This window comes from Pseudomonas sp. HMSC08G10 (assembly GCF_001808425.1).
GTDB lineage: Bacteria > Pseudomonadota > Gammaproteobacteria > Pseudomonadales > Pseudomonadaceae > Aquipseudomonas > Aquipseudomonas guariconensis.
In genome coordinates this window covers 36,549-49,842 of record NZ_KV793311.1, presented here as the reverse complement: position 1 = coordinate 49,842, position 13,294 = coordinate 36,549, and the positions used below count along the sequence as shown (strand labels likewise).

The following is a 13,294-nucleotide window of genomic DNA, read 5'->3' as shown; positions in this document are numbered from 1 at the left end:
GTCAATGCTCCCGGCTGGCGAAGTCGATGCGGGGGTCGACCAGGGTGTAGGTCAGGTCGCCGATCAGTTTCACCACCAGCCCCAGCAGGGTGAAGATGAACAGGGTGCCGAAGACCACCGGGTAGTCGCGGTTGATCGCTGCCTCGAAGCTCATCAGGCCCAGGCCGTCGAGGGAGAAGATCACCTCGATGAGCAGAGAACCTGTGAAGAAGATGCCGATGAACGCCGAGGGGAAGCCGGCGATCACCAGCAGCATGGCGTTGCGGAACACATGCCCGTACAGCACCCGCGAGCGGCTCAGGCCCTTGGCCTTGGCGGTGACCACGTATTGCTTGTTGATCTCGTCGAGGAAGCTGTTCTTGGTCAGCAGGGTCATGGTGGCAAAGTTGCCGATGACCAGCGCGGTGATCGGCAGCACCAGGTGCCAGAAGTAATCGAGGATCTTGCCGCTGGTGGATAGCTCGTCGAAGTTGTTGGACGTCAGCCCGCGCAGGGGGAACCAGTCGAAGTAGCTGCCGCCGGCGAACAGCACGATCAGCAGGATGGCGAACAGGAAGGCGGGGATGGCGTAGCCAACGATGATTGCCGAACTGGTCCAGACATCGAAGTGGCTGCCATGGCGCACGGCCTTGGCGATCCCCAGCGGGATCGACACAAGGTACATGATCAGCGTGCTCCAAAGCCCCAGGGAGATAGACACGGGCATCTTCTCGGCGATCAGATCGATGACCTTGGCATCGCGGAAGAAGCTCTCGCCGAAGTCCAGGCGGGCGTAGTTCTTGATCATGATCCACAGGCGTTCGGGCGCCGACTTGTCGAAACCGTACATGCGCTCGATTTCGGCGATCAGGGCCGGGTCCAGGCCTTGGGCGCCACGGTAGTTGGAGCCGGCCACCGAGACTTCAGCGCCGCCACCGGCGATGCGGCTGGTGGCGCCTTCGAAGCCTTCGAGCTTGGCGATCATCTGTTCCACCGGGCCGCCAGGAGCGGCCTGGACGATGATGAAGTTGATGATCAGGATGCCGAACAGGGTCGGGATGATCAGCAGCAGGCGACGCAGGATGTAGGCCAGCATGTCAGTTCGCCTCTTGCGCGGCTGCCGCTTCTTCGGCCTGGGCCTCGGCCGGCTTCGCACCGGGCTTGATCCACCAGGTGTTGATGCCGATGTCGTACTTGGGCGACACCTCGGGATGGCCGATGTGGTTCCAGTAGGCTACGCGCCAGGTCTTGATGTGCCAGTTGGGGATTACGTAGTAGCCCCACAGCAGCACGCGGTCCAGCGCGCGGGTGTGGGCGATCAGACTCTGGCGCGAGTCGGCGTTGATCAACTGCTCGACCAATTGGTCGATGGCCGGGTCGCGCAGGCCGATGAAGTTGCGGCTGCCTGGGTTGTCGGCGGCGGCGCTGGTCCAGAACTCACGCTGCTCGTTACCCGGCGAGCTCGATTGCGGGTAACCGCCGACGATCATGTCGAAGTCGCGCGAGCGCAGGCGGTTGATGTATTGGGAAACGTCGACGCGGCGGATGTTCAGCTCGATTCCGAGGTCGGCGAGGTTGCGCTTGAACGGCAGCAGGATGCGCTCGAACTCGGTCTGGGCTAGTAGAAACTCGAGGGACACCGGTTTGCCCTGGGCATCGACCATCTTGTCGTCGACGATCTTCCAGCCGGCTTCCTGCAGCAGTTTGTAGGCCTTGCGTTGTTGGTCGCGGATCATGCCGCTGCCATCGCTGACCGGGTTGCGGAAGGCTTGGGTGAAGACTTGCTCGGGGATCTTGCCGCGCAGGGGCTCGAGGATCTTCAGTTCATCCGGCCCTGGCAGGCCGCTGGCGGCCATCTCGGAGTTCTCGAAATAGCTGCCGGTGCGAGTGTAGGCGCCGTTGAACAACTGCTTGTTGGTCCATTCGTAGTCCAGCAGCAGACTCAGCGCCTCGCGCACCCGCACGTCCTGGAACACAGGGCGACGCAAGTTGAAGATGAAACCCTGCATGCCGGTGGGGTTGCCGTTGGCCAATTGCTCGCGGATGAGCCGGCCTTCGCGCACCGCCGGGATGTCGTAGGCGGTGGCCCAGTTCTTCGCACTGGTCTCCAGCCAATAGTCGAACTGCCCGGCCTTGAGCGCTTCCAGTGCGACGGTGTTATCGCGATACGCGTCGTAGGTCATGACATCGAAGTTGTAGAAGCCGCGGTTGATCGGCAGGTCCTTGGCCCAGTAGTCCTTGACCCGCTCGTAGCGGATCGAGCGCCCAGCCTTGACCTCGGCGACCTTGTACGGGCCGCTGCCCAGCGGAATCTCCAGGTTGCCGCGGTCGAAGTCGCGGCCTTCCCACCAGTGCTTGGGCAGCACCGGCAACTGGCCGAGGATCAGTGGCAGCTCGCGGTTGTTCTTGTGCTTGAACTTGAACAACACCCGCAGCGGGTCTTCGGCGATCACCTCGGCGACGTCGGCGTAGTAGCCGCGGTACAGCGGTGCACCTTTGCTCATCAGCGCGTTGAAAGTGAACACCACGTCGTCAGCGCGCATCGGGTGGCCGTCGTGGAAGCGTGCCTCGGGGCGCAGGTAGAAGCGTACCCAGCCGTTGTCGGGGGCTTTTTCGATCTTCTCGGCCACCAGGCCGTACTCGGTGAAGGGCTCATCGAGGCTCTGGCGCATCAGGGTGTCGTAGATCAGGCCGATGTCGTCGGCTGGCACGCCCTTGTTGATGAACGGGTTGAGGCTGTCGAAACCGCCGAAGCTGGACTGGCGGAAGGTGCCGCCCTTGGGGGCGTCAGGGTTTACATAGGCGAAATGCTTGAAGTCCGCCGGGTATTTTGGCGGCTCGCCGTAGAGGGTCAGGGCGTGTTGCGGTGCGGCCATCGCCGGGAGGCTCAGGCAGGCCAGCAACAGGCTGCCGGCCAGCAGGCGCAAAGGGTGCGTTGGCATCATTGGGCTTTCTCCGAAGTCTTGAGCCACCAGCTGTTCAGGCCCAGGGTATAGGGCGGCGTGGTGACGAAGGCGAACCGGTTGCGGTAGGCCAGGCGGTGATTGTCGAGATACCAGTTGGGAATCATGTAGTACTGCCACGACAGCACCCGGTCCAGGGCGCGGGCCGCAGCGACCTGGTCGGCGCGGGTGCGGGCGGCGAGCAGGGTGTCGAGCAGGTGGTCGACCACAGGGTCTTTCACACCAGCGTAGTTCTTGCTGCCCTTGACCGAGGCTTGGCTCGAGTGGAAGTACAGCCATTGCTCCAGACCCGGGCTCAGGGTCTGGTTGAGGGTCATGAGGATCATGTCGAAGTCGAACTGATCCAGGCGCTGCTTGTACTGGGCACGGTCGACCGTGCGCAGGTGGGCGTCGATGCCCATGCTGGCGAGGTTTTCCACGTAGGGCTGAAGGATGCGTTCGAGGTTCGGGTTGACCAGCAGCAATTCCATGCGGAACTGCTGGCCTTTGGCATTGACCAGACGCTGGCCGTCGAGCTTCCAGCCTGCCTGGGCGAACAGCGCCAGGGCCTGGCGCAGGGTCTGGCGGCTGATGCCGCGTCCGTCGGTGTGGCTCACCGTGTAGGGTTCGGTGAACAGCTTGGGCGGCAGTTCGTCACGGAACGGCGCCAGCAGCAGCCACTCCTTGCCCTTGGGCAGGCCGGTGGCGGCGAACTCGCTGTTGGGGTAGTAGCTGGTCGAGCGGCGGTAGGCACTGCTGAACAGGGCGCGGTTGGTCCACTCGAAGTCGAGCATCAGGCCCAGGGCCTGGCGCACCCGAGGGTCACTAAAGTTGGCTCGGCGGCTGTTCATGAATAGCCCCTGGGTTTGCGTCGGGATGCGGTGCGGGATCTGCGCCTTGATCACCTGGCCGCGGCGGATGGCCGGGAAGGTGTAACCGTTGGCCCAGTTCTTGGCCTGATGCTCGATGTAGATGTCGAACTCGCCGGCCTTGAAGGCTTCGAAGGCGACCGTGGCGTCGCGGTAGAACTCGTATTCGACACGGTCGAAGTTGTACTTGCCGCGGTTGACGGCGAGGTGCTTGCCCCAGTAGTTCTTCACCCGCTCGAACACCAGACGCCGGCCGGGCTGAACTTCGGTGATGCGGTACGGGCCGCTGCCCAGCGGTGGTTCGAACGTGGTGGCCTTGAAGTCTCGGCCTTTCCAGTAATGCTTGGGCAACACCGGCATCTCGCCCAGGCGCAGGATCAAAAGCGGGTTGCCGGCCCGCTTGAAGACGAAGCGGATGCGCAGCGGGCCGAGGATGTCCACGCGCTGCACTTCCTGCAGGTTGGTGCGGTAGATCGGGTGGCCTTCCTTGAGCAGGGTGCGATAGGAGAACGCGACATCCGCTGAGGTGATGGGGTGGCCGTCGTGGAATCGCGCCTCGGGGCGCAGGTTGAACACGACCCAGCTGCGGTCCTCGCTGTACTCCACGGAGCGGGCGATCAATCCGTAGCTGGAGGTGGGCTCGTCTCCGGAAGGATCGTACTGACCGGTGCCGACCATCAGCGGCTCATTAAGCTCGTTGACCCCGTACTGCAGGAAATTCGGCGTGGTGACCGGGCTCGAGCCTTTGAAGGTGTAAGGGTTGAGCGTATCGAAGGTGCCGAACGCCATTGCCCGCAACGTGCCGCCCTTGGGTGCTTGCGGGTTGACCCAGTCGAAATGGGTGAACGTGGCTGGATACTTGAGTGTGCCGAACTGCGCATAACCGTGGCTTTCGCTCACCGTTGCGGCAGCGGGAAGGCTCATGGCGAGGCTGAGTGAAAGCAACAGGAGGGGACGTATCAAGTCGGTGATCCGATCCAGGCAGCGTGGGGCGTTGGTCGGGCTACAGTAACAGCTTGTCTGGGATGGAAAAAGGGTGTCTGGCGCGGGGCTGGGCGCGGGGGAGTGTGACTGGATTTGTCCTCGGGGGCTGCTTCGTCACCCATCGCAGCGGCCCCAAGGCAATCAGATCAGTGCGACAGGTAGACGGTCAGCGTCTGGCCAGGCTTGAGGGCATGGCCGCTACGTGGATTCCAGCGCTTGAGATGCTTCATCTCGACGTTGAAGCGTTTGGCCACCGCATAGAGGGAGTCGCCCTTGCGGACTTTGTATTGAGTGGAGCGCTGCTTGGAGGCCGCGACACGGTTGGCGGCTCCGCTCGACGGGCTGCCACCGCGCAAGGCGAGCACCTGGCCGGCCTTGAGGTGGTTGCCCGAGAGGCGGTTCCAACGCTTCAGGTCGCTCACCGACACGCGGTTGGCCTTGGCGATGGCGCCCAGGTTGTCGCCACGCTTGACCCGGTAGCTGCGGGTCGCCGCAGGTGCCTTGGTCTCGGCCAGGGCAGCCTGGAACACAGCCTTGTTAGGTTGCAGGCTGACCAGTTCCTCAGGCTTGAGGTTGGACAGGCTGTCGGTCAGCAATTGGGCCTTGGCGGTGGGCACCAGCAGCTGCTTGGGACCGTCCACGGTCATGCGCTTCTTGAAGGCCGGATTGAGCTGGATGAGCTCGTCCTCGTCGATGTCGGCGAACGCCGCAACCCGCGACAGGTCCAGGCGATCGTTGATGGCCACGGCTTCGAAGTAAGGTTCGTTGGCGATGGGGCTAAGGCTGACGCCGTAGGCTTGCGGAGTCATGACCACTTGCGACAGGGCCAGCAATTTGGGCACGTAGTCGCGGGTTTCCTGGGGCAGCGGCAGGTTCCAGTAGTCGGTGGGCAGGCCCAGGCGCTCGTTGCGCTCGATAGCCCGGCTCACAGTGCCTTCGCCGGCGTTGTAGGCCGCCAGGGCCAGCAGCCAGTCGCCGTTGAACATGTCGTGTAGGCGGCCCAGATAATCGAGCGCAGCGTTGGTCGACGCGGTGATGTCGCGGCGGCCATCGTAGAAATTGGTTTGACGCAGGTTGAAGTGGCGACCGGTCGAGGGGATGAACTGCCACAGGCCAACCGCATGGGCGCGGGAGTAGGCCATCGGGTTGTAGGCGCTTTCGATCGCTGGCAGCAGGGCCAGCTCCAGCGGCATGTCGCGCTCTTCGAGGCGCTCGACAATGTAGTGCAGATAGAGGCTGCCACGCTCGCCAGCGTTTTCCAGGAACGACGGATTGCTGGCGAACCACAGGCGTTGCTGCTCGATGCGCGGATTGACGTCGATGTTGTCTTGCAAAGCGAAGCCCTGGCGCATGCGCTCCCAGACATCCTGGGGGGCTGGCTCGGCTTTCTTGACCATCAGCGGGGCAGGCTTGTGCTTGACGCGCGCCTGGTAGCTTGCGCGAACGCTGTCGGATTCGTCGAGCTGACGGGTGCTCTGGCAGCCCACCAAGGTGGCGGCCAGAGCCAGCGCGCTGATTTGGGCCAGACGCGTCAGGGCGACGGAATGAGAGGTTCTGCGGCTACGGGAAGACATCGGCTGGGACAGGTTTCCGGGCGAAAAATTTCGGCGATTCTAGAAACCGGTCCCCCCCGGGTCAACCGTTGACAACGGGTTGCGATATATCTTGGGGTTATCAGAAGGTGTCTTTCCAAGACCTCAAGGCAGCAAAAACAGAGGCTTGGCTTGTATTGGAATGTCCCTTCCATTCGTCTGCTTTTTGTTTCACTGATGTTTCAGCCGTGCGAAGAAAGGGGTTGGTGAGCCGTTCCAGACCGATGGTCGAGGGCAAGCTGATGCGATCTTCATCGCGCAACCGGGTAACGTCGGCAAATCGTTGGGCAACGTGCAGGTTTTCCGGCTCCACGGCCTTGGCGAAACGCAGGTTGCTCAAGGTGTATTCGTGGGTGCAGTACACACGGGTCTCGGCGGGCAGTGCGGCCAGCCGCGACAGGGACTGGTGCATCTGTTCGGGCGTGCCTTCGAACAGGCGACCGCATCCGGCGGCGAACAGGGTGTCGCCGCAGAACAGCAGCGGCGCGCTGTAGTAAGCGATATGGCCCAGGGTATGGCCGGGCACGGCGATGATGTCGAAGACCAGGCCCAACACCTTTACCTGGTCGCCGTCGTCCAGCGCCAGGTCGCGGGCTGGAATGCGCTCTTGGGCCGGGCCGCACACGCGTGCGCCGGTGGCGTGCTTAAGGGCTTCAACGCCGCCGACGTGGTCGTGGTGGTGGTGGGTGATCAGGATGTCTTCCAGCACCCAGCCGGGGTTGGCCGCAAGCCAGGCCTGCACCGGGGCGGCATCGCCGGGGTCGACCACCGCGCAGCGGCGTTTGGCAGTATCCTGTAACAGCCAGATGTAATTGTCGGAGAAAGCGGGAAGAGCATCGATCTGTATCATGTGCGTACCGAATCGCCTGGCGTGAACATGAAGGCATCTTAGCCGCGATGGCGCGGACGGAGAACCTTCGAGGGAGAACGCAATGACCGACAAAGCCTTTGCCCAGGCCGATCCTGACTGGATCGCGCTGATGAGCCTGGCCCGTGAGTGGTTCAACGGGCCGCTCGGGCAGTTGATGTTGCGCGAGGAGGAAAAACTCCTCGAGGATGAACTCGGCCGCTTCTTCGGCGGCTTCTTGGTGCATTACGGCCCCTGTGCCGAGCCTCCGCCCAATGCGCCTCAAGTGCAGCGCAACGTGCGCCTGGGCGCCCCCTTGCCGGGAGTGGAAATCGTCTGCGAAGAACAGGCCTGGCCGCTTTCCGAGCATGCCGCCGACGTGGTGGTGCTGCAGCATGGCCTGGATTTCAGCCTCTCGCCCCATGGCTTGTTGCGTGAAGCCGCCAGCGCCGTGCGCCCGGGCGGGCATCTGCTGATCGTCGGGATCAATCCCTGGAGCAGTTGGGGCGTGCGCCATTTCTTCAGTCACGGGGCATTGCGCAAGGCTCGTTGCATCTCGCCGTCGCGTCTTGGCGACTGGCTCAACCTGCTGGGCTTCGCGCTGGAGAAACGCCGCTTCGGGTGCTATCGTCCGCCGCTTGCCTCGCCGGCCTGGCAACAGCGCCTGGCCGGTTGGGAGCGCATGGCCGGCGGTTGGCAGACTGCTGGCGGCGGGGTTTACCTGGTGGTGGCGCGCAAGATGGTGGTCGGCCTGCGGCCGCTACGCCTGGAGCGCCGCGAGCCCATGGGCAAACTGCTGCCGTTGCCGCTGGCCAAGGTCAATCGTCGCCACAGTGAGCCCTGAGGGCCCTGCGGTCGATATCACAGAGCGAAAAGGCGGTACATGAGCGAGAGCGTCGAGATCTACACCGATGGTGCCTGCAAGGGCAACCCGGGCCCGGGTGGCTGGGGGGTGCTGATGGTTTACAAAGGCGTCGAGAAGGAGCTGTGGGGCGGCGAGCGCGAAACCACCAACAACCGCATGGAACTGATGGCGGCGATCCAGGGGCTGATGGCACTCAAGCGTGAATGCGAGGTGGTGCTCACCACCGATTCGCAATACGTCATGAAAGGCATCAACGAGTGGATGGCCAACTGGAAGAAGCGCGGCTGGAAAACGGCGGCCAAGGAACCGGTGAAAAACGCCGACCTCTGGCAGCAGCTCGACGAGCAGGTCAACCGTCACAAGGTGACTTGGAAGTGGGTGCGTGGACACATCGGCCACCCTGGCAACGAACGTGCCGACCAACTGGCCAACCGCGGTGTCGACGAAGTGCGTGCCAAGCGCTGAGTCCTTGAGCCAGGGGTGCACTGCAGCGGGTATGGCCGCTGCCACAAAGCCTGGGGTGGTCAGGTGGTAGCGGGTTCACCCGACGTAGCGCCCCACCCTGTCGTTTGGGGTACAATCCCGGCTTTGTCCTGATGCAAGTTGGAGCCACCCGCGTGGAGCAGCAAGTCAACCGGTACGTCGTCCTCGATACCGAAACCACCGGCATGCCGGTCACCGAAGGCCACCGGATCATCGAGATCGGCTGCGTCGAGGTCATCGGCCGGCGCCTGACCGGGCGCAACTTCCACGTCTATCTGCAACCGGACCGCGAGAGTGACGAAGGCGCGATCGGGGTGCACGGCATCACCGATGCCTTCCTGATCGGCAAACCGCGATTCGCCGATGTCGCCGAAGAGTTCTTCGAGTACATCAAAGGCGCGCACCTGGTCATCCACAACGCGGCGTTCGACGTTGGCTTCATCAACAACGAATTCGCCCTGCTGGGCCAACACGACCGCGCCGATGTTTCCCAATACTGCACCGTCATCGACACCCTGATGCTGGCGCGGGCGCGGCACCCAGGCCAGCGCAACAGCCTCGATGCGTTGTGCAAACGCTATGGCATCGACAACTCCGGTCGTGAGCTGCACGGCGCACTGCTCGACTCCGAACTGCTGGCCGACGTCTACCTGGCGATGACCGGTGGCCAGACCAGCCTGTCGCTGGCGGCCCATGGGGCAGACGGCGACGAGTCCGGCGAGGGCGGTACCGGCAGCGAGATCCGCCGCATCGTCGGGCGCCAGCCGGGGCGGGTCATAATGGCCAGCGCCGAGGAGCTCGAAGCACATGCCGAGCGCCTGGCAGCGATCGCCAAATCGGCGGGTGCGCCGTCGATGTGGCAGGCGCTCACGGAGCCTGCCGCCAGCTGATTGGCTATACCGGGGCCGCTCTGCGGCCCTTTCCCAGGCGACGCCAGCGCCCGCAGAAAGATGCGCAGCCTGATCGGCCAGCTTCTACCCTGAAAGGACGGACCTGTCCTGCGAAGGGAGTAGTTGCCGATGTACAAGGACCTCAAGTTCCCCATCCTCATCGTCCATCGCGCGATCAAGGCCGACAGCGTCGCCGGTGAGCGCGTGCGCGGCATTGCCGAGGAGCTCGCCCAGGACGGTTTCGCCATCTTGGCCGCCGCCGACCAGGCTGAAGCCAGGCTGGTAGCGGCGACCCATCACGGCTTGGCCTGCATGTTGATCGCCGCCGAAGGCGTCGGAGAGGACGCTCATCTGTTGCAAAGCATGGCTGAGCTGATTCGCCTGGCGCGACAACGTGCGCCAGACCTGCCGATCTTCGCCCTCGGTGAACAGGTCACCCTCGAATATGCCCCGGCTGAAGCCATGAGCGAGCTCAACCAGTTGCGCGGCATCCTCTACCTGTTCGAAGACACCGTCCCCTTTCTTGCCCGTCAGGTCGCCCGCGCCGCCCACAATTATCTCGACGGCTTGTTGCCGCCGTTCTTCAAGGCCCTGGTGCAGCACACCGCGCAATCGAACTATTCCTGGCACACGCCCGGCCATGGCGGTGGCGTGGCCTACCGCAAGAGCCCGGTGGGGCAGGCGTTCCATCAGTTCTTCGGGGAAAACACCTTGCGCTCGGACCTGTCGGTCTCGGTACCCGAGCTCGGCTCACTGCTCGACCACACAGGCCCTTTGGCCCAGGCCGAAGCCCGAGCTGCGCGTAACTTCGGCGCCGACCACACGTTCTTCGTGATCAACGGCACGTCGACCGCCAACAAAATCGTCTGGCATGCCATGGTCGGTCGCGACGACTTGGTGCTGGTGGATCGCAACTGCCACAAATCGGTGGTCCACGCCATCATCATGACTGGCGCCATCCCGATCTACCTGTGCCCGGAGCGCAACGAGCTGGGCATCATCGGTCCGATCCCGCTCAGCGAATTCAGCGCGGCCTCGATCCAGGCGAAAATCAAGGCCAACCCTCTGGCTCGGGGGCGAGCGGCGCGTATTCGCCTGGCCGTGGTGACCAACTCCACCTATGACGGTTTGTGTTATCACGCAGGGCTGATCAAGCAGGAGCTCGGTGCCAGTGTCGAGGTGCTGCACTTCGACGAAGCCTGGTTCGCCTATGCCGCCTTCCACGAGTTCTTTGCCGGGCGCTATGCCATGGGCACAGCGCGTGGCGACGGCAGCCCGCTGGTGTTCAGCACCCATTCCACCCACAAACTGCTGGCAGCGTTCAGCCAGGCGTCGATGATCCACGTGCAGGATGGCAGCCAGCGGCAACTGGACCGCGACCGCTTCAATGAAGCCTTCATGATGCACATCTCCACCTCGCCGCAGTACAGCATTCTGGCGTCACTGGACGTGGCGTCGAGCATGATGGAAGGCCCGGCCGGGCGCTCGCTGTTGCAGGAGATGTTCGACGAAGCCCTGAGCTTTCGTCGCGCACTGGCTAACCTGCGTGAACACATCGCCGCCGATGACTGGTGGTTCAGCATCTGGCAGCCACCTGCAGCCGAAGGGATCCACCGCCTGGCGGCGCAGGACTGGCTGCTGCAGCCGGGCGCCGAGTGGCACGGTTTTGGCGAAGTGGAGCAGGACTACGTGCTGCTCGACCCGCTGAAGGTCACCCTGGTGATGCCGGGGCTCACGGCAGGGGGCGCCTTGGGCGAGCACGGCATTCCGGCGGCGGTGGTGAGCAAGTTTCTCTGGGAGCGTGGGCTGGTGGTGGAGAAGACCGGGTTGTACAGCTTCCTAGTGTTGTTCTCCATGGGTATTACCAAGGGCAAGTGGAGCACCTTGCTCACCGAGCTTCTGGAGTTCAAGCGCCACTACGATGGCAACACACCGTTGAGTCTTTGTCTGCCCAGCGTGATGGCGGTAGCGCCGTCACGCTATCAGGGTCTAGGGCTGCGTGATCTGTGTGAGCAGTTGCATGACTGCTACCGGACCAATGCAACGGCCAAGCAGCTCAAGCGGCTGTTCACCCGTTTGCCGGAGATGGCCATGAGCCCGGCCCAAGCCTATGACCAACTCGTGCGGGCAGAGGTGGAGGCCGTGCCGATCGAGGCGCTGCTGGGGCGCGTCTCGGCGGTCATGCTGGTGCCGTATCCACCGGGCATCCCCTTGATCATGCCGGGGGAGCGCTTTACCGACTCCACGCGGGCAATCATCGACTATCTGGCCTTCGCCCGGGCCTTCAACAGCGGTTTTCCGGGTTTTGTCGCCGATGTCCATGGCCTGCAATGCGAAGACGCTGGCCAGGGCCTCGTCTATACGGTCGACTGCATCAAGGAATGCGGATGAGTTCAACGCCGCTGCGGGCCAGTTCGAAGCGGTCTTCGCCCAGGTGATTGACCCGGTCGCCGACGGGCAGTCGGTAGGTGACGATGGGTGCGCCGAGGGTGCTGCCGTCGGCCTGGAGCGTCGACTCCTGGAACTCGTGCACGGGATAGATGCGGCCTTCGGCGTCACGAGCGTGGAATTGGCCGACCAGGATTGCTGCCATTTGCGAGAAAACCTCTGAAATTATCGGAAACATCTGCAGGCATAGACCGATGAAACCGGGGGGAAGTTTTCCGCAGGTGGGAAAAAAACTCCGGGAATGGGGAGCGGTCATCTATAACTACAACTTCCCCAACCAATAGAGGTTGCACACCACCATGAGCCAGGTTTATTCGGTAGCGGTCGTCGTCGGCAGCTTGCGTAAGGATTCCTACAACCGCAAGGTGGCCCGGGCCCTGGGAGAGTTGGCGCCCTCCAGCCTTGCCTTGAAGATCGTCGAGATCGGCGACCTGCCGTTGTACAACGAGGATGTCGAGGCCAATGCGCCGGAGGCCTGGAAGCGTTTTCGCGACGAGATCCGGCGCAGCGACGCGGTGCTGTTCGTCACCCCTGAATACAACCGCTCGGTGCCTGGTGGGCTGAAGAATGCCATCGATGTGGGCTCGCGACCCTATGGGCAAAGCGCCTGGAGCGGCAAGCCAGCAGCGGTGGTGAGCGTATCGCCGGGCGCGATTGGAGGGTTCGGGGCCAACCATGCAGTGCGTCAGTCGCTGGTGTTCCTGGACATGCCCTGCATGCAGATGCCGGAGGCCTACCTCGGGGGGGCGGCGAGCCTGTTCGAAGATTCGGGCAAGCTCAGTGACAAGACTCGCCCGTTCCTGCAGGCCTTCATCGACAAGTTCGCGGCCTGGGTGAAGCTCAACCGCGCGGTCTGACATCTGCATGAGCGATCCGGTCCATTCGCGGACGAGCCCGCACTGACAGGGCAGTGCATCCCTTGTAAGTGGGGGCTTGTCCGCGAGCGGCACCTGAGGCTTACGAGGCCTGTGGCATTTCCCCTTTGGCCAGGCGACGGTTGATGTCGGCGATGACCTCTGGCAGCTCGTTGATGGTGTCGATCAGATAGTGTGGGCGGGAGCTTTCGAACATCGCGTGGATGCGCTTGCGCTCGCTTTCGAGCTTCTCAGCGCTCAGGGCGCGGTAACCCTCCCAGGTCAGGCCCAGGGCGTTGCCCGAACAGACCAGAGCGACGGTCCACATGCCGGCGCGACGGCCTTCGAGTATGCCTGGCACGGTGTCGTCGACCTTGACGCAGGCGGCGACATCATCGATGCCCAGGGCGATCACGTTGGCCAGGGCCTGGGCCGGCCACGGACGACCGTTCGGGGTTTCGTCGGTGGCCACCACGTGGTCGGCGACATACCCATTCTGCTTGGCCAGCTCCACTACCTTGTCCATCACCACTTTCGGGTA

The 13,294-nt window shown here is 63.3% G+C and carries 12 protein-coding genes; 5 read left to right on the top strand and 7 right to left on the bottom strand.

Going from position 1 to position 13,294, the window contains the following annotated elements:
• Nucleotide 1: 1 nt before the first annotated feature.
• The 5 genes from HMPREF3173_RS14610 to gloB form a co-directional block, all read right to left on the bottom strand.
• On the bottom strand, nt 2–1,075 hold the full coding sequence (locus HMPREF3173_RS14610; protein ID WP_043214147.1) for a microcin C ABC transporter permease YejB: 1,074 nt from the start codon (nt 1,073–1,075) through the stop codon (nt 2–4).
• A 1-nt stretch (nt 1,076) separates the two neighbouring features.
• Nucleotides 1,077–2,924, bottom strand: coding sequence for an extracellular solute-binding protein (locus HMPREF3173_RS14605; RefSeq protein WP_070574121.1), 1,848 nt, complete (start codon nt 2,922–2,924; stop codon nt 1,077–1,079).
• Complete coding sequence (locus HMPREF3173_RS14600) at nt 2,921–4,753, bottom strand: extracellular solute-binding protein (protein ID WP_218188848.1); 1,833 nt, start codon at nt 4,751–4,753, stop codon at nt 2,921–2,923. Before HMPREF3173_RS14600 ends, HMPREF3173_RS14605 begins: the two co-directional genes overlap by 4 nt.
• 167 nt (nt 4,754–4,920) lie before the next feature.
• Complete coding sequence (locus HMPREF3173_RS14595; RefSeq protein ID WP_070574117.1) at nt 4,921–6,348, bottom strand: lytic transglycosylase domain-containing protein; 1,428 nt, start codon at nt 6,346–6,348, stop codon at nt 4,921–4,923.
• Between the two features lie 100 nt (nt 6,349–6,448).
• The gene (gene gloB, locus HMPREF3173_RS14590; RefSeq protein WP_070574114.1) at nt 6,449–7,216 is read right to left on the bottom strand and encodes a hydroxyacylglutathione hydrolase; all 768 of its coding nucleotides are present in this window, start codon (nt 7,214–7,216) and stop codon (nt 6,449–6,451) included.
• 82 nt (nt 7,217–7,298) lie between these two features.
• Here gloB and HMPREF3173_RS14585 point away from each other — a divergent pair, with 82 nt between their 5' ends.
• The 4 genes from HMPREF3173_RS14585 (at nt 7,299) to HMPREF3173_RS14570 (ending at nt 11,842) form a co-directional block, all read left to right on the top strand.
• The gene (locus HMPREF3173_RS14585; RefSeq protein WP_070574111.1) at nt 7,299–8,057 is read left to right on the top strand and encodes a class I SAM-dependent methyltransferase; all 759 of its coding nucleotides are present in this window, start codon (nt 7,299–7,301) and stop codon (nt 8,055–8,057) included.
• Between the two features lie 39 nt (nt 8,058–8,096).
• Nucleotides 8,097–8,543, top strand: a complete 447-nt coding sequence (gene rnhA / locus HMPREF3173_RS14580; RefSeq protein WP_070092842.1) for a ribonuclease HI — start codon at nt 8,097–8,099, stop codon at nt 8,541–8,543.
• Nucleotides 8,544–8,674: 131 nt separating this feature from the next.
• Nucleotides 8,675–9,451, top strand: a complete 777-nt coding sequence (gene dnaQ, locus HMPREF3173_RS14575; protein WP_070574108.1) for a DNA polymerase III subunit epsilon — start codon at nt 8,675–8,677, stop codon at nt 9,449–9,451.
• Nucleotides 9,452–9,580: 129 nt separating this feature from the next.
• Nucleotides 9,581–11,842, top strand: a complete 2,262-nt coding sequence (locus HMPREF3173_RS14570) for an Orn/Lys/Arg family decarboxylase (RefSeq protein WP_070574105.1) — start codon at nt 9,581–9,583, stop codon at nt 11,840–11,842.
• On the opposite strand, the gene HMPREF3173_RS14565 is transcribed toward HMPREF3173_RS14570, so the two are convergent.
• The gene (locus HMPREF3173_RS14565) at nt 11,826–12,044 is read right to left on the bottom strand and encodes a hypothetical protein (protein ID WP_043214129.1); all 219 of its coding nucleotides are present in this window, start codon (nt 12,042–12,044) and stop codon (nt 11,826–11,828) included. The two genes, HMPREF3173_RS14570 and HMPREF3173_RS14565, sit on opposite strands and share 17 nt — an antisense overlap.
• Nucleotides 12,045–12,198: 154 nt before the next feature.
• Here HMPREF3173_RS14565 and HMPREF3173_RS14560 point away from each other — a divergent pair, with 154 nt between their 5' ends.
• Nucleotides 12,199–12,756 (top strand): NADPH-dependent FMN reductase, encoded by a 558-nt coding sequence (locus HMPREF3173_RS14560; protein WP_070574102.1) that lies wholly within the window; start codon nt 12,199–12,201, stop codon nt 12,754–12,756.
• A 100-nt stretch (nt 12,757–12,856) separates the two neighbouring features.
• On the opposite strand, the gene HMPREF3173_RS25035 is transcribed toward HMPREF3173_RS14560, so the two are convergent.
• Nucleotides 12,857–13,294 (bottom strand): HAD-IA family hydrolase (locus tag HMPREF3173_RS25035; RefSeq protein ID WP_256544499.1); only part of this gene is annotated, 438 nt, incomplete at its 5' end.